At 68.0% G+C, this 15,393-nt stretch carries 14 protein-coding genes and 4 pseudogenes; 7 read left to right on the plus strand and 11 right to left on the minus strand.

Annotated elements, in window-relative coordinates:
- The first annotated feature begins 63 nt into the window (after positions 1 to 63).
- Positions 64 to 900, plus strand: a complete 837-nt coding sequence (locus ACTWP9_RS03395) for an RICIN domain-containing protein (RefSeq protein ID WP_443244435.1) — start codon at positions 64 to 66, stop codon at positions 898 to 900.
- Positions 901 to 1,097: 197 nt separating this feature from the next.
- On the opposite strand, the gene ACTWP9_RS03400 is transcribed toward ACTWP9_RS03395, so the two are convergent.
- The 5 genes from ACTWP9_RS03400 to ACTWP9_RS03420 form a co-directional block, all read right to left on the minus strand.
- Positions 1,098 to 1,331, minus strand: a complete 234-nt coding sequence (locus ACTWP9_RS03400) for a hypothetical protein (RefSeq protein ID WP_443244436.1) — start codon at positions 1,329 to 1,331, stop codon at positions 1,098 to 1,100.
- A 142-nt stretch (positions 1,332 to 1,473) separates the two neighbouring features.
- The gene (locus ACTWP9_RS03405; RefSeq protein ID WP_443244437.1) at positions 1,474 to 2,955 is read right to left on the minus strand and encodes an FG-GAP-like repeat-containing protein; all 1,482 of its coding nucleotides are present in this window, start codon (positions 2,953 to 2,955) and stop codon (positions 1,474 to 1,476) included.
- A gap of 813 nt (positions 2,956 to 3,768) precedes the next feature.
- Positions 3,769 to 4,392 (minus strand): response regulator, encoded by a 624-nt coding sequence (locus tag ACTWP9_RS03410; protein WP_443244827.1) that lies wholly within the window; start codon positions 4,390 to 4,392, stop codon positions 3,769 to 3,771.
- Between the two features lie 29 nt (positions 4,393 to 4,421).
- Positions 4,422 to 5,804 carry a sensor histidine kinase gene (locus ACTWP9_RS03415; protein WP_443244438.1) on the minus strand — a complete coding sequence of 461 codons (1,383 nt, stop codon included), beginning with the start codon at positions 5,802 to 5,804 and terminating at the stop codon, positions 4,422 to 4,424.
- 391 nt (positions 5,805 to 6,195) lie between these two features.
- The gene (locus tag ACTWP9_RS03420; protein ID WP_443244439.1) at positions 6,196 to 6,795 is read right to left on the minus strand and encodes a TetR/AcrR family transcriptional regulator; all 600 of its coding nucleotides are present in this window, start codon (positions 6,793 to 6,795) and stop codon (positions 6,196 to 6,198) included.
- Between the two features lie 99 nt (positions 6,796 to 6,894).
- On the opposite strand from ACTWP9_RS03420, the gene ACTWP9_RS03425 reads away from it, so the two are divergent.
- The 3 genes and pseudogenes from ACTWP9_RS03425 to ACTWP9_RS03435 form a co-directional block, all read left to right on the plus strand.
- Positions 6,895 to 8,085, plus strand: a complete 1,191-nt coding sequence (locus ACTWP9_RS03425) for a cytochrome P450 (protein WP_443244440.1) — start codon at positions 6,895 to 6,897, stop codon at positions 8,083 to 8,085.
- Positions 8,086 to 8,099: 14 nt separating this feature from the next.
- A complete protein-coding gene (locus ACTWP9_RS03430; RefSeq protein WP_443244441.1) occupies positions 8,100 to 8,291 on the plus strand; it encodes a ferredoxin in 192 nt (63 codons plus the stop codon).
- Between the two features lie 678 nt (positions 8,292 to 8,969).
- Positions 8,970 to 9,080: pseudogene (locus tag ACTWP9_RS03435) on the plus strand (IS5/IS1182 family transposase); the annotation flags it as partial.
- Positions 9,081 to 9,290: 210 nt separating this feature from the next.
- Here the strand turns inward: ACTWP9_RS03435 and ACTWP9_RS03440 are convergent.
- A complete protein-coding gene (locus ACTWP9_RS03440; protein ID WP_443244442.1) occupies positions 9,291 to 9,440 on the minus strand; it encodes a hypothetical protein in 150 nt (49 codons plus the stop codon).
- A gap of 551 nt (positions 9,441 to 9,991) precedes the next feature.
- On the opposite strand from ACTWP9_RS03440, the gene ACTWP9_RS03445 reads away from it, so the two are divergent.
- Together ACTWP9_RS03445 and ACTWP9_RS03450 are read left to right on the plus strand one after the other, a co-directional pair.
- A complete protein-coding gene (locus ACTWP9_RS03445) occupies positions 9,992 to 10,624 on the plus strand; it encodes a DUF4232 domain-containing protein (RefSeq protein WP_443244443.1) in 633 nt (210 codons plus the stop codon).
- A gap of 288 nt (positions 10,625 to 10,912) precedes the next feature.
- Positions 10,913 to 12,199, plus strand: a complete 1,287-nt coding sequence (locus ACTWP9_RS03450; RefSeq protein ID WP_443244444.1) for a hypothetical protein — start codon at positions 10,913 to 10,915, stop codon at positions 12,197 to 12,199.
- Positions 12,200 to 12,372: 173 nt separating this feature from the next.
- Here ACTWP9_RS03450 and ACTWP9_RS03455 read toward each other — a convergent pair.
- Positions 12,373 to 12,627 (minus strand): annotated as a pseudogene (locus tag ACTWP9_RS03455) (transposase); the annotation flags it as partial.
- Positions 12,628 to 12,683: 56 nt separating this feature from the next.
- On the opposite strand from ACTWP9_RS03455, the pseudogene ACTWP9_RS03460 reads away from it, so the two are divergent.
- A pseudogene (locus ACTWP9_RS03460) lies at positions 12,684 to 12,765 on the plus strand (IS5/IS1182 family transposase); the annotation flags it as partial.
- Between the two features lie 276 nt (positions 12,766 to 13,041).
- Here the strand turns inward: ACTWP9_RS03460 and ACTWP9_RS03465 are convergent.
- The 4 genes and pseudogenes from ACTWP9_RS03465 to ACTWP9_RS03480 all read right to left on the minus strand — a co-directional run.
- A complete protein-coding gene (locus tag ACTWP9_RS03465; RefSeq protein WP_443244445.1) occupies positions 13,042 to 13,746 on the minus strand; it encodes a GPP34 family phosphoprotein in 705 nt (234 codons plus the stop codon).
- Between the two features lie 26 nt (positions 13,747 to 13,772).
- The gene (locus tag ACTWP9_RS03470; RefSeq protein ID WP_443244828.1) at positions 13,773 to 14,531 is read right to left on the minus strand and encodes a DDE-type integrase/transposase/recombinase; all 759 of its coding nucleotides are present in this window, start codon (positions 14,529 to 14,531) and stop codon (positions 13,773 to 13,775) included.
- A gap of 16 nt (positions 14,532 to 14,547) precedes the next feature.
- Entirely contained in the window at positions 14,548 to 14,793 is a 246-nt protein-coding gene (locus tag ACTWP9_RS03475) for an IS3 family transposase (RefSeq protein ID WP_443244446.1), read from the minus strand.
- A pseudogene (locus ACTWP9_RS03480) lies at positions 14,790 to 14,996 on the minus strand (IS3 family transposase); the annotation flags it as partial. The pseudogene ACTWP9_RS03480 and the gene ACTWP9_RS03475, both read right to left, overlap by 4 nt.
- Between the last annotated feature and the right edge of the window lie 397 nt (positions 14,997 to 15,393).

The raw sequence follows: 15,393 nt of genomic DNA on the forward strand, positions 1-15,393 counted from the left end.
GAGGAAGATCCGCCGTCGGGCCGCCCCACCAAGTCGCTGCTCGCTGCCGCGGCCATTGGGGGCGTGCTCCTGATCGCCCTTCCGCTGGCGGCCTTCGGGGCGAACGACGACGAGAAGCCGAAGGACAAGTCCGAGGCTGCGGGTATGACGATCCCGAACGGCGACGACAAGGAAGGCTCCTATCGGGGCCATAGGTCTGCTGGGGACAAGAAGGAATCAACGGATAAGAAGGAATCAGGGGACAAGAAGGGAGAAGAGTCAGAAGGAGAAAAGGGCACGGGCGGAACCGCGAGCGGTCCGGACGCGAACGCAGACTCCGCAGAGGAGGATAAAGAGGGCGATTCCGAATCCGACAAGTCCGGCGCCAGAAAGCCGAGTCCGCAGCGCCTCACCAAGCTCTACAAGAAGCTGGTAGCCGCCCCCGGCGCCTCGCGCGGAAAGAAGACGCTCAAGAACGCCATGACCGGCCTGTGCGCCGACCTGCCCGGCAAGGGCAAGGGCAAGGTCGGCGGCTCGGTGGGGCAATCTTCCTGCCACGGCGGCAAAGCGGACAACCAGGTCTGGGGCTTCAACGTGAAACGCGAGAAGGCGGGTCCTCACAACACCGACCTCTTTTTGATACGGAACGTCAAGGACGGCCTGTGCATGGACCTGCCCGGCAGCGGCGCCCACGCCGCGACCCGGATCAGGGAGGCCGGCTGCAACGGAACCTCCAAGGACAACCAGCTGTGGTGGCTGGAGCCCCGGGGCGGTGGGAAGTACTGGATCCGCAACCACGCCAGTAACAAGCAGTGCCTGGAGATCAGGAGCTCGAAGGTCGGCACCCGCGACGGCGACGCACACCTGGGGACCGCAGATTGCAACCGTGCCGACGACCACGCGTGGAAGCTCGTGGGCTGATCCGGCCCTCCTGGCCATGTGACGGCCTGCCCAGCACCGCCGGCAACTGCCCGCCCCGCGGGCGCGTGGACCCATCCACCACGCGTCCGCGGGGCTTCGCGGGATCCGAGGACCCGAGGCGGGGGTGAGACCGGGGGCAAACCGCCGTCAGATCTGTTGACGGGCGCCGTGAAGTCAGTAGACCGGCGCCGGTCAGGTCAGTAGATCGGGATCAGATACATCTGGTTGTTGCTCATCTGCTCGACGCAGCGGTAGCCCTTGATCTTTCCTGCGTTCACGAAGAGCTTGCCCCACGCTTCGCAGTGCGCGCGGTCGTGCATCTTGATCTTTGTGGGCCTGTCGTCGGCGGCCTGGGCCGTGGTCGCTCCGAGACCGGCGAAGGCCGCGATGCCGACCAGCATGACAACAGCCTTGGTGAGCCTTCTGCGCATGTGCTTCTCCTTCGGGGTGGTGCGTGTGCGAGGTGATGACTGTGCGACAGCCGCTCTCTTTCAGCGTTTCGAAGGGTGGGTCGCCCCGTTGCGGGGGGAGCGACGGGGCGACCCGGACCGCGCCGCTGTGGCGGCGCGGAACTCAGTGGGGGAAGCTCGTCCCCAGACCCGCGTTCGAGGCGGGTGCGCCGAGCGTGGTGGGGCCGTAGGAGACGACGCCTTCGGTGGACAGGCCGTCGCCCGTGCCGGGCAGGGCCCATACGGCGCCGGCTTCCGGCTCCTCTTCGGTACCGTCCTCGCCGGGTGCGCCGATGGCGAGGTCGTCGTGCCCGTCGCCGTCGGCGTCCTGGAGGGAGACGGCGCTGCCGAACCGGTCTTCGCCCTCGGTGGCCCCGGGGATTCCCGCGGTGCTCTGGTCGTAGTTCTTGGCACCGGTGCCGCCCAAGCCGCCCTCGGCTCCGTAGAACTGGATGATGGCACCGGTGTCCTTGCCCGCCGCGTCGGTGCCGACGTCCTCACCGGGTACGCCCGCGGCGATGTCGGCGTAGCCGTCACCGTTGACGTCGCCCGCGCTGAGGGAGGCGCCGAGTTCATCGCCGTCCTCGTTGGTGCCGGGCACATCGGCGCTGTCCTGGGACAGGGTGGTGGTGCGGCTGGTACTGGGGCCGCTCTCGGTGCCGTAGAGGACCTTGACGGTGCCGTGGTCGTTGGGCAGGTTCTCGACGCTTCCGTCGGGGACGGTACGGATGACCAGGTCGCCGTGACCGTCGTTGTCGACATCGCCGACGGTGCCGTCCACCGCGTCGTCGATCTCGACGGGCTTGGTGCTCAGCCCGTCCTTGGTGCCCTTCCAGAAGCGGGAGGAGTGGGAACTCTCCTCCATGGAGTGCGTGGTGACGACGTCGTCGACGCCGTCGCCGGTGACATCGCCGGTGATGATGCGGTCAGGGCCGAAGTCCTCACCCGAGGTGAACTCGTCCGTCGAGGCCGGAGTGCCCTCGCGGGTGAACGGGCCGTACAGCATCCGCATCTCGTCGCCCCCGGCGCCGGTCACCAGGTCGGCGTTGCCGTCCCCGTTGAAGTCACCCGCGCCGAAGGCGTGCGAGTCGGCCTTGTCCTTGGGCAGCGTCACACCCTCGGTAAGTCCCTTGCCCTTGGCCCCCCACACGACGGTCAGGCCGGTGGTGCTGTCCGGGGAGCCCACCACGAGGTCGCTCGCTCCGTCCCCGTCCAAGTCCCGGGCCGCGGTGCGGTCTCCCCACCGCTGTGACGCGGTGGCGTCGCCCGGAATGTTCGCGCTGTCCCGGTTGATGACCTGCCGGTGCCCGGTGTCCGCGCCGGAGTCGGAGCCGTGGACGACGGTGATGTAGCCGGCCGCGGACTTGTTACCGACACTCCCCTCGGGCGCCGTCGCGACCACGTCGGCCCGGCCATCGGCGTCGAAGTCCGCCGTCGGCGCGGCGGCCTTGGCCGGGGCCGCGTCGTGGTCGGCGGGTGAGGCGCCCGCGTACAGCGCACCGGCAAGGGCGACACCCGCCACCACCACGGTCGTTCCCACGATCCGGTTGACCGTGAGCGCTGCGGTGGCTGATCTCCCCCGGCCGGTGTTTGCTTTCTGACGCACTGAGATCCTCCTGTATTGCGGCGCACATGGGCGAACGACTGCGATGGTTGCCCGTCGGCCAAGTCGCAGCGGGCATCCGGGCAAGTGCTCTCATTCGGCTCCTAATTGGCCCGGCACTGCGTTCGATGACCACTCCGGCGGAAAAGTTCACAGCAACCCGAAGAGACTTTGGGACTCCCGAAAGGACTTCGGAACTCGCTGAGCGACGGGCGGTACGAAGCCCGTAGCTGGTAGTGCCTCGTCGGCTCTGCTGATCTCGCCTGGTCGGGGAGGCATCCTGGTCGGGGAGGCATGGTGGTGGGTCTGACGCTGGGGGAACGACGCCTTACCGGGACTCTTGCAGAAAGCCCCGGCGTTCACGCCGGGGGTGAATGCGTCTCCAGACTGCCGGCCTGGAGCACCTGGACGAGATCCGTCCGGCGCTCTACGACGGAGAACTCCGATTTCCCAGAAGCCGACTGGCCTTCGATGAAGCCGTATCCCATCGAGGTCGGCGAGGACGGTGAGGTGAGGCGTGCTGAGGGGCTGTCTGCCCGTGCCGCGGGTCAGGCCAGTGAGCTGGTTCCAAAGGGCGAAGCGGTCGGCCATCTCGGCGCGGCACTCGGAGGTGGTGAGGCGGGTGCTCGCCACGGACAGGCGGGTTTTCGAGGGCGCTTTCGAGGGCGATCAGCCCAGTCGTCAGCGGTGAGCCGGCCCGCCGCAGCCTGGCAACGATTCCTGACTGGAGTAGCCGGTCATGAACGCCGGCCATATGTGAATCATTGGGAGGATGCGGTCTGTGAGACCGCCGTCCGCGCCGGTCGCGGGCGGGGTTCAGCCGCCCGGTGTCACCAGTCCTTCTTCGTAGGCGAACACCACCGCTTGAGTGCGGTCTCGTAGCCCGAGCTTGACCAGTACTCGTCCGACATGGGTCTTGGTGGTCGATTCGGCGACCGCCAGACGGGAGGCGATCTCGCTGTTGGACAGGCCCTGGGCGACGAGCACGAGGACTTCGGTCTCCCGTTCGGTGAGGTCTGCAACGCGTTCGTGCTGATGCGGGTGCGCGCGGCCGAGCTTGGAGAACTCGGCCAGCAGCCGCTTGGTCACAGTGGGGGCCAGGAGGGCCTCGCCGCTGGCCACGACGCGGACGCCCTCCGCCAGGCGCTCGGCCGGGGCGTCCTTGAGCAGGAAGCCGCCGGCCCCTGCATGCAGTGCCTGGTAGACGTACTCGTCCAGGTCGTAGGTGGTCAGGATCAGCACTTTCGCACCGCAGTCGGCGGCCACGATCTCCCTGGTGGCCTCCAGCCCGTTCATCCGGGGCATGCGTACGTCCATCAGGACGACGTCGGGGCGCAGCTCGGTGACCTTCGCGACCGCCTCGTGCCCGTCCTCGGCCTCGCCGACCACCTCGATTCCGGGCATGGCACCGAGCAGGACGGAAAAGCCCTCGCGGACCATGGCCTGGTCGTCGACGATCAGTACCCGGATCACGCGGTGGCCTCCTTGCCGTCTTTGTCCGCCGGGCCGCCACCGACGGCCGGGGCAGCCGAAGCGGGCATGTCCACGGGCAGGAAAGCGGCGACTTCGTAGCCGCCGTCGCCGTCCGGTCCGGCCGTCATCTCGCCTCCGAGCACCTGGACCCGTTCGCGCATGCCGAGCACGCCGTGCCCGGCGCCGGGCGAGGGGGTGGCGGGGCGGTCGGGGCTGCCGTTGACAATACGCAGCCCCAGCCCGCCGAGAACGTAGGCGATCTCGACGCGTGCGCAGGCGCCGGGTGCGTGCCGCAGCACGTTGCTGAGTGCTTCCTGCACGAGGCGGTAGGCGGACAGTTCGACGCCCTGCGGCAGGGGCCGGACAGCGCCGGTGACGACGGCCTGTGCCTTCAGCCCGGTCGCACCCATGCTCTCGATCAGCGTGTCGAGGTCGGCCAGGGTCGGCTGGGGTGCTTCGGGGGCGGCGTCCGCGAACGGGTCGGAGTCGCCGGAGCGTACTACGCCGAGGATGCGGCGCAGTTCGGCCAGAGCTGCCACGGCGTTCTCGCGGATCGTGGTGAAGGAGGTGGCGAGTTCGGGCGGCGTGCTCCGGACCCGGTACGGTGCCGCCTCGGCCTGGATGGCGATGACGGACATGTGGTGCGCGACCACGTCATGCAGCTCCCGGGCGATGACGGCGCGTTCCTCCAGTACGGTGCGCTGGGCTCGCTCCTGTTCCTTGACCGTCTGTGTCGCCACGACGGTCCGCCGTTCCTCCCGCCAGGCCCGCACGGCTCCCGCGGCGACCAGCACCACGGCCGAGCCCGCCGCGAACTGCGGGAGCTCGTTCCCCGTCGTGCCCGGTGCCAGCGCCAGCAGCAGGGCACCGCTTATGAAGGTCACCGCCCACATTTCCACGGCCAGACGCGGCCGGGTGCGCAGCACCACCAGCACCATCACCATCAGATGGCACAACAGGGCCAGCGCTGCCCACTGGTCGTCATACACCAGTGACAGCAGCACACTGGCGTAGGAAATCCAGTAGGCGCCGACGGGCCGGATGAGGATCAGCGCGATGGGCACGGTGGTCACACAGCACAGCGTGAACGTCACGAGCGCGTAGAGCGAATGGAACTGCACGCCCTTGGCCAGCCCGACGAGAAAAGCGAACACCGCAGCCACGCCGACGACCGTGTGCGGCGCCCACCGGACCCGGCGGCGGATCCCGGCCGGCAGCCGGCGCAGCGGTCCGTCCGCACGCGGCTCGGCGCGTGGCGGCAGCGGGCGTGGTGCGAAGGCACCTGCGAACAGATCCTGACGCACAGTCGACAGAACACTGAAGCCAAGCGCGGTCTCCGTGGGCGCAGCCGCCCTCGCGGTCTTCATCGGGTCGCTCATACCGCCCACGGTAGGCCGCCACCAGCCGTTTGCCGTCCCCACAGATGCGGACCTGTGGGCATCCTCCTCAAGTACCACTCCGGTCGGCGCGGCCCCCGCACGGTGACCACAGTGTCCGCGACGGTTACTGCCGTCGGGTCCTGGCGATCGCTGCTGTCCGGTCCTGGGGAAACCCCGTACCGCGCAGACCGGACGGGAAGTGCCAGTTGCCCCGGAGCGCATTTCGTGAGGGTCTACTCGTCTGCCATGCCCGGTCAGGTCGCAATCAGGTGATCAGCCTCGGCCGAGCACCGTCGCGACCACGGTGGGCTGATCCTGTTGGACGAGCCGCTCGGCATGGCTTTGATCCGCTCCGGCTCGGTGCTACGTGGTATGGGCGACAAGCCCCGCACTACTGGACCCGCACCAGCGGCAGGTAGATGGTGTCGAGGATCTCCTTGATCACGGTGTCCGTGATCGGCGTCCCGCGGATCACGAACTCGTTGCGCAGTAGATCTTGTGCGACGGTCATGACACGCGTGCCCCGCAGTTCGGGGCGCACCTCACCACGTTCGATCCCGCGCCGGTAGATCTCGTCGACCAGGTATGGCCCCGTCTCGAGGAGCTGTCTTCGTGTCTCGGCGGCAAGTTCCGGGTTCTTCGTCACCTCCGCGAGCACTCCGCGAAGCAGCTCGCCGTACTCGGAATCCATCAGGTCGGCGAGCGAACGCAGCAGTGCGTGCGTGTCCGAGGCGAAGGACCCGGTGTCCGGCGTGGACACCAGCGAGCGGACCAGCTGCCCTTGTGCGTACACCACGAGCTCGGCACGGTTGCTCCACCTGCGGTACAGCGCGGCCTTGCTGGTGCGCGCCCTGCTGGCGATCCAGTCCATGGTCAGCGCCGCGTAGCCACGTTCGATCAGGCCCTCACGCGCCGCGCGAAGGATCGCCTCCTCCAACTCGGCGCCACGCCTGCGCGGCCCCCGGCGGTGATCGGTCGCGCTGCTCATCATGCTGTTCACGGTATTACGTTGCGCTCGGCGGTTCCAGAAGTCTATTCTCGTTAGAGAACGGTGCGTTCTCTATATAGTCCACGACGCTTGAGGTGTCACATGGAAGAGACGATTACCTACCCGCAGGTCCGTACCTGCCCGTACCGCCCGCCGCACGGCTACACCGAACTGACCGCGCAGGGGCCGCTGCACCGCGTCGAGCTCTACGACGGCAAGCTCGGCTGGGTGGTCACGCGGTACGAAGAGGCCCGCGCGCTGCTCAGCGACCCGCGGCTCTCGGCCAAGCGAACCAACCCGAACTTCCCGCTGATCTCGTCACGCGGGGCGGCCGTTCGCAGCCAGCCGCCCGCGTTCATCGGTATGGACCCGCCGGAACATGGCTACTACCGGCGCATGACCATTCCCGAGTTCACCGTCAAGCGGATGAATGAATTGCGCCCGAGAATCGAAGAGATCGCGGAACGTGCCGCCGAGCAGCTGCGCGCGGCCGGCCCGCCCGCAGACCTGGTCGCCAACTACGCGGTGCCGATCCCGTCCCTGGTGATCTGCGAAGTGCTCGGCGTGCCGTACTCCGATCACGAGTTCTTCGAAGATGCCAGCAGGCGGATGATACGCAGTGCCGCCGAGGAGGAAGTCGTCGCCGCTCGTACAGAGCTGGTGGAATACCTGGACTCGCTGGTCGATGCCGCGATCAAGAACCCGCGGCCCGGGCTGATCAGCAGGCTGGCCAACGGTGAACTCGCCCGCGGCGAGCTGCCCCGGGACCACCTCACGGGTATCGCCATATTGCTTCTGGTCGCGGGCCATGAGACCACCGCGAACGTGATCACCCTGGGCACCCTGATGCTGCTGGAACACCCCGATCAACTCGCCGCGTTCCGCGCCGACCCCAGTGTCGTGCCCGGCGTCGTCGAGGAACTGCTGCGCTACACCTCCGTCGCGGACACCACAGGGGTCAGGGTGGCCACGGCGGACATCGACATCGCCGGCCGGCACATCCGTGCGGGCGAAGGGGTGCTGATCCCGAACGGGCCGGCGAACTTCGATCCCGCGATGTTCCCCGAGCCGGAAGAGTTCGACATTCACCGGGACTCGCGCAAGCACAACACGTTCGGCTACGGCGTGCACCAGTGCCTCGGGCAGAACCTCGCGCGGCTCGAGCTGCAGATCGCGCTCCCACTGCTCTTCGAACGCTTCCCCACGCTGCGGCTCGGTACCCCGACAACAGAACTGCGGCCCCGCCGCGGCGACACCATTCAGGGCGTGGACGAACTGATGGTCACCTGGTGAGAACGGAGACTTCCATGCACGTGACCGGAGACCGAGAAGTCTGTGTCGGAGCGGGACAGTGCGTCCTCGCCGCTCCCGATGTATTCGACCAGGACGAGGAGGAAGGCCTCGTCGTGGTGCTGCAGGAGTACCCCGGCGAGGCCCGGCACGAGGCCGTCGAGGAGGCAGCGGACACTTGCCCGTCGGGCGCTGTGCGCATCGGCTGAGCACGGTGCCCGGCGGTTCGCGCTCGGCACACGCCGACCCTGACAGCCCTGGGGGGGTGTGTCCTCGCCGCGGTCCACGCGAGTTGGGCTCTCCAGGCGAGAGATGCTCACGGTGAAAGTCCGACGCGGTCATCCCAGCGGCTGCCCCCAAGGTCGTGGCCTTCCCCGGCCGCGAAGACACGGGAGGCGGTACATCGCTTGCTCGTGAATCCCAGGGCGCTCGTCGGCAGCTCGGAAGGCAGCTGCGCCCACTCGGCACGGAGGTCAGCAAGGAGGCCAAGGAGCCATCCCCGGTCGTCTTCCGCGATGCTGCGAGCGCTGACCAGATCGTCTGGGAGACGTGCGAACAGGTCCATGACGCCGAGGGGAAGGTAATCCGGCGCGGGCAGTCGTGAAGCCGTCGCAGGAGTGGGGCTCAGGTCGGCGCCTGAGCTGGAACGGTGGGGTGGAAGCTCCTCCCGAGGACTCGAACCTGCGGCTACGACGGGCGACCGCCGCCGGGGACCGTATCCGTCTGCGCCGTCAGGACGCACCAGGAGCCGCGATCCTCGGCCGCCCCAGAGGGCGACCGCCACATTGCACGGCCTTGGGTGCAGGGTTCATCGTGAGGTTGTGATCCTCGGCCGTCCACAGCCCTCTACCGCAACTACCGGTGCCGTTCCGACTTGTCGGCGTCGCGGGTTGCGGCGCGAGGGGGCAGATCCGGGGCGCGAGGGCCGACCGTGGAGCCTGCCGCTGGAGGAAGGAGTGCTGCTGGTCGCCGCGTATTGGCGGACGAAGCTGACACTGCTGCCACCTGGCGCCGCTGTTCCAGCACCACCGTGGTCCGCGCCTTGGATCCAGCAAGGCCCGGTAGGCAGCCGCGTTCTGCTCCGTGATGGAAATGCCGCCACTGGCTCGTCGTAGACACCCTGGGTGGTGTCGCGAAAGAAGGAGGTTCCGGTGCCCACGAACGCCGGCGCTGGCTGATCTCCTCGTCGCGTGCCGCCCCGGGGGGCCTCAGTCACCAGGGCGCCGGCCTGAGGTGAGAGCCTCAACGGCTTCGTGAACGGTGTCCTGCATGAGGTGGCCGAGGATCTTGGCGGCATCCCCGGGCGTGGTCCGGTCCACGAAGGCGGTCAGGATCTCCGTCGCCACCGGGTGCAGCACGGTGGGGCTCCCGGCCGCACCCCCATGCGGCACTGCTCGCTGGGCGCGACACCCGGCCGAATACGCGGACTCGGCGGCCTGAAACACGCAGGAGACCTCAAGGCCTTCGCCTATCTGCGTGCGCTCGTCGTGCCCACAGCGGTGTGCGCTGCCTCGGAAGATCGGGGTTCGGCCGGGGACGAGCACACCGAACGCCGGTGTTCAATGCCCGGTCGGTTACGCATCTGTTTCAGCGGTCGGCGGCCGTGGAGATCCACGGTGAGGGTCGCGGAAGCCGGCGGTCCGGCGGGCGGCAGCGCGCACCGACACGGCGCTCCACATGGCTCTCGGGCCCCATTCTCCGGGTCGAACGGCGGCGCGGGGGCGGGGGTGCGCCGGTGGGTTCGGGCGGTGCGCGCCCGGCGGTGACAACGCCGGTGTCCCCTTGGGCGCTTGTAACAGCTATGTAAGGCGGGCGGGCGGGCGTGAACATTTCATGGGCCGGGCGGATCGGAGTGATCGGCAACGCTCACTCGTGCCGGGCAGACGGCACCGACCGCAAAGGAAAAACAATGCGCGCTCACAAGCTCACCCTCGCCGCCCTGGCCCTCGCCGCGGGGCTCTCACTCACCGCCTGCCAGGGCAACGAGGACTCCAACGCGAGCACGAACACCTCCGGGTCCTCCTCCTCGTCCTCGGGCGGGACCTCCGGCGGCGGCAGCGCATCCGACAAGAACGCCACGAACACCGGCGATGACTCGAAGGCTCCCGAGACCGCCCCGGGCACTGGCAACGGGCAGATCAACACCGGCCCTTGCAAGACGGCGGACCTCGGCTTCGGCACCTCCAACGGCATGGCCGACGGCACCCTCATCGTCAGCCTCACGAACACCGGTGGCGACGCCTGCTCACTCAAGGGCTTCCCCGGCGTCGACCTCAGGACCAAGTACTCCTCCAAGCCCCTCAGCGCCCAGCGCAGCAATCTTCCCGCACGGGCTGTCACCCTCAAGTCCGGCGAGGCGACCCGCTTCACCCTCCACTACCCGCCGAACAACACCGGCGGCACCGGCGTGCGCGTCAGCAGCATCGTCGTCACCCCGCCCAATGAGACCCACTCCAAGAAGCTGCGGGCCAGCATCACCCTCCCGGTCAAGGGCTCCGACCAGCAGATCACGGTCGACCCCGTCGGAACCGGCAAGCAGTAAGACCGTGACTGCATGGTGCAGCGCACACGTTTCTCGTCGCAGCACAGAGCGGCGGCCAGGCCGGGAACGGCCAGTAAGTGGCTCAGGCAGGCGGGAGCCGTCCCCGCCTGCTCAGCACCGATGACGAGGCCTTCGTCGTCCAGATGGCCGCGAGGCATGACGCTGCCTGCTCGCCCGCCGCGGGCGGCCAGGTCGTGGCACTTGGCATGGACTCCACCGGCTCCGGCTCCCCGCGCGGTTTTTGCTCGCTGGATGCCGTACGTACACCACGACGGGAAGGAAAAGCACGTGAATCAGGACGGTTTCGGAGTGTCGCGGCGGTGGCTGATCGGGGCCTCGGGGGCGGTCTTCTTGGCAGCCGGGTGCAAGGAGAAAGGCAGCAGCGCGGACGGCGGCGACGGTGTGAGCGGTTCGGGCAATTCAGGCGGCTCCGGGGGAGGCTCGGGCGGTTCCGGGGGCGGGTCGGCTCCAGACGGGGCGCTCGGTGGCAACTTCAACGAGGAGCCGAACGGTATCGGCTTTACCGAACTCGAAGGTGTGGAAGCCAGTTGGTTGCGCGGATTCGTCGCCGTCCACGCCCAGAAGGACCTCGGCTCACAGGAGCATCGTGCCATCGACGCCCTGATGAACGCCTCCCGGCGCGGCTACGGCACCATCTTGAGCCTCAAACTGCCGCACAACGACAAGCCTTTCCCTCCCCCTGACAGTTCCGAGATGAACGACCTACTGGCCCACGTCGATAAGGTGCTGGACACCGCCATGGGCAAGGTGAACATCCTCGTCGTCGGCAATGAGCCGTTCATCGAGAGCCGCAAGCAGGACTGGAACGGCCCGCTGGGCGACTTCTACGAGAAGGTCGCCGAACACGTCCTCGCCTACCGTGCCAAGCACAGCGGTAAGACCAGCCGCACTCGCATTTACATGGGCGCGCTCAACCACCTTGAGAAGCCTGAGTGGCGCAGCCGCGGGGCGGAGCGATGGATGGAGTTCACCCGGAAGACGGACGGCATCGAGGGCGTGGACATCCACCCCCACGTGGCGGGCTTGAAAGACGCCAAGGATTACCTCGACTTCGTGCTGCCCCGGCTCGGGGGCGGCCAGAAGTTCCTCGTCACCGAGTTCTCCCTGGTGCAGCTGTGGAGCCGGCACCTGAGCGACCCGATTCCCCGCGAATTCGCCGAGCGCTACAAGATGGCCCCGGACACCAGGGTGTGGCAGGCGATCCGGCAGGCGATCGAGCATCCGTGGCCGCAGCGCCAGTGGCATGACTTCCTCGCCATGAGCTCCTGGTACGCGAGCCATCGGCACTACCTGAGGAACCAACTCAAGCAATTCCGCGACACCGGCCGGCTCGCCGTGGCCACCTACCAGGTCGTCCAGGGAGCGCCCAGCGTGAAGGACTTCGGGCCGAAGAAGAAGCCCTGGCTGCTCACCTCCACGTACGCGAGCCGCACCGCACGGCCGGAAGGGAAGTCGTCGAAGCCCGCCGAGAGCTACGGCCTGGCCGACGACTTCCGGGCCGTGCAACGCAAACAGGACAAGCGGCCGGTGAACACCGGCACGGTCCACACGTGACAACGGCAGCCAAGGTGACCGGTCCGTGTCCACCGGCACGCCGACGGCGCCTCCTCGCGGGCGTACGTCGGTGTCCCAAAGCCGGTGAAAGTGTGCGGTCAGCCCGCTAAGGGCCATCCCCTGATCCGCAGTGAAGCAGCGAGCGGCTCCCCCAGCCTTCGGCCGGGAGGTGTCCGACCCCATACCCCGGCTCTGGACCAGATCAGGAACCGACGATGAACAGCCGACTTCGACGCGCCGAAGCATGGCGGCAGTGTCCGCCAGGCGCAGCCGCTGACCAGAACGTAGATGATCGCGGCGAACACCGCCTCATCATCGATGTTCGCGACCCCGCCGCCCTGCGGTCGCACCCGCGCAGGCGGCAGCAACGGCCTCGCCAACTCCCACAAGCCGTCCGGAACGATCCATCCCCACAGTCCACTCCCCATGCTCAGCACAACTGCCAACTGACAATGTTGGGACAGGATCCAAGCATCTCCGTTGTATGGCCGGGGTGTTGAGGGCCGGGCGGGTATGGGTGGAGACGTTCACCGGGCTGCGCATGGATCAGTTCGGCCGGCGCTTGTTCCTTCCCAGGAGCTGGGATCCGGCCTCGCCGCAGGCCGACCCGCCAAGGCGGTCCGTCGCGGGGCAGTGCGACATCCCGCCGGACGTGGGCCATGCCGGGAAGTGGCCACTGGCCCTGGCATTCTCGACGAGACGGGGGCGGCCCTGGGGGCGTCGATGTCCCCCTCGCCGTGGCCGACGCGGCTACGGAGACACCGCCGCCTTCCGGCGCGGCCCCGGACGACGTGCGGTACCGCTCCGCCCTCGACATGGCCTGCCGAACCACGGGCTGCCGCTCATACGCGTGGCTTGCCCAGCAGACTGTCGCTGGTCGGAATCAGGGCGGTGAGTGCCGTACTGGCGTGGCGCAGGTCCTCGGGGACGGATTCCGCCGATCCGGCGCCGCGACTGCGGTACGGCTTCGAGCGCAGGCCCATAGGGATGCGCAGGGTTTTGCGCAGCCCGACGGCGCAGATCAGATCGCACAGGAACAGCCCGTGCGCGTCGACATGGCGGTGGCCGGACCCGATCGCCCGGAGCTCCGTGATCAGTGCATCGCGCACTGCATGGTCGGGAGAGCTACGTTTCCCCGCGAGAAAACGGGGCCGTTGGCGGAGTACGCCGCGCTCCGTGAGCGCCGCCGTGTGCAGCGGAAACGCTTGATGGCGCCCCCGGAACCATCGCTGGATGCTGATGCGCCCCTCCCTGGAAACGGGGAAGCGGCTCAGCTCAGCCAGTACCTCATCCGCCCACGGCAGGCCGACGGCGGTGGTGTCGAGCAGTTCGATCCCGGCACGGTGCGTCACGTCGGCTTTGACGCCGAGCACGGTGGTTTTCCAGGGCCGGACGCGGATCTTGCGCCGCAGCGTGAGTTCGCCGAGTTCGGCTGCCGCGCAGCCGATGGCCGCCCGGGTGGAGCCGTGCACCTTGCCCGAAGGGAGGTGGGACAGCAGGACGAACTCCTCGGGTAGAGACAGGGGATGGGGCGGGAAATTGGACACGTTCCTCCCTGGTCGACCCGTCCACTCTAGATTCTGTCGTCAAATGATCCCGGTGATGGATCACGGTCGGGTGATACGCCGTCATGAACTGACAATGTGCAGGGGGAGTTCTTCCGGCCGCTGCTGCGGCGATGAGGTCGATGGTCTCCTCGATGTGGTGAGGGGAGAAGAGTTTCACGATCCATTCGTCGAGCGGTCCGATCAGCCAGGATTCGCGCAGGTAGACGTTGCGGGGGTGCTGGATGCGGTAAGCGGCAGCGGTAGTAGGCGCTTCCGTGGGACCACTGCCCTTGCATGCGGCGCTTGCATACGCCGCAGAGGATCCGTCCCCGGAAGAGGTAGGGAATCCGGGTTCGGCGCTTTACGTGCCACGTGCCTGTGGAAGCCCTGATGTGCAGCTGGCTCTGAACGCGGGCGAAGGCGCCGGCCTCCAGCAGTCGTTCGCCGTAGCGGATGGACACGTATGGCGAGCCGCGGTCAATGTGATGGATCAAGCTCGAGCCCTTCTTGAGCCCTTGTCGCCAGAGCGCCATCTCCAGGGCGTCCAGCGGGAAATCGGTACGCATATGGGTGGCGAGTTGCCATCCGACGATCATCCGCGAGTAGACGTCCAGGACGAATGCCACGTAGACCCAGCCCGACCAGGTGCGGATGTAGGTGAGGTCGGCGACCCACAGCTGGTTGGGCGGTGGGCGGTGAAGTGCCGGTTGACCAGATCCGGCGGCCTGGGGGCGGACGGCTCGGGGACAGTGGTGCGGCGCCGTTGGCCGCGGATGACGCCTTATACGCCGTCCTCGCGCATCAGCCGCTCAATGGTGCAGCGGGCCGTAACGATGCCTTCCGCCGCAGCTGGCGGTGGATGCGCCGGGCTCCGTAGGTCTCGCCGGAGGCGGCATGGATGCGGTGGATGTGCTCGATGAGTTGTTCGTCGCGCCGTCGGCGGGCGGATTTCGGGCGCTTGCGGCGGGCGTTGTATGCCGAGACCGACAGGTTCAGTTCCCGGCATACGGGCTCGACCCCGAAGTCGTCGCGGAGGTGGTTGATCACAGCGTCGGCCTCGTGGGGGGCTGGTCGAGCTCCTTCGCGAAAAACACCGAGGCGGCTTTCAGGATCTCGTTCGCCCGCCGCAACTCGGCTATGCGAAGTTGGGTCAGTTCGGTTCGCTCGGCGGTGGTCAGCAGGCCGGGCCGACCGCCCTGGTCGGCCTCGGCCTGACGGACCCAGCCCCGCAGGGCCTCCTTGTGGATGCCGAGGTCCCGAGCACGTGGGCGACCGGACGGCCGGAGGTCTGGACTTCGCGGACGGCTCGCTCGCGCAGCTTGTCAGGATACTTCCGTGGTGCAGGCATCGGACCTGTGTTCTCCCATCTGCCGAGGCGATCATGCCTGGCTTCAGGGCCGCTACACAATCCGGTTCAGCTCGCTACAGCCTTCCACCAGCGAGCCCACCACACCCGCAGAACCAACGAAAACCTCAGTGGTTTCCGGGTTTCGTCGGCGTCGCGGTCGTGGCGGAACTCCTTGCCCCGAGCAGTGCAGAACCGGAGACCGAGCGCTGGTCCCGCGTCGTACTGCGTGTGGAGCGGCCGGTCTGACTGTCTTCTGTGCTCACCTCGCGGGGTCGGCCCTTCGTCTTCGAAGGCCCAGA

Source organism: Streptomyces sp. 3N207 (assembly GCF_052246355.1).
Lineage (GTDB): Bacteria > Actinomycetota > Actinomycetes > Streptomycetales > Streptomycetaceae > Streptomyces.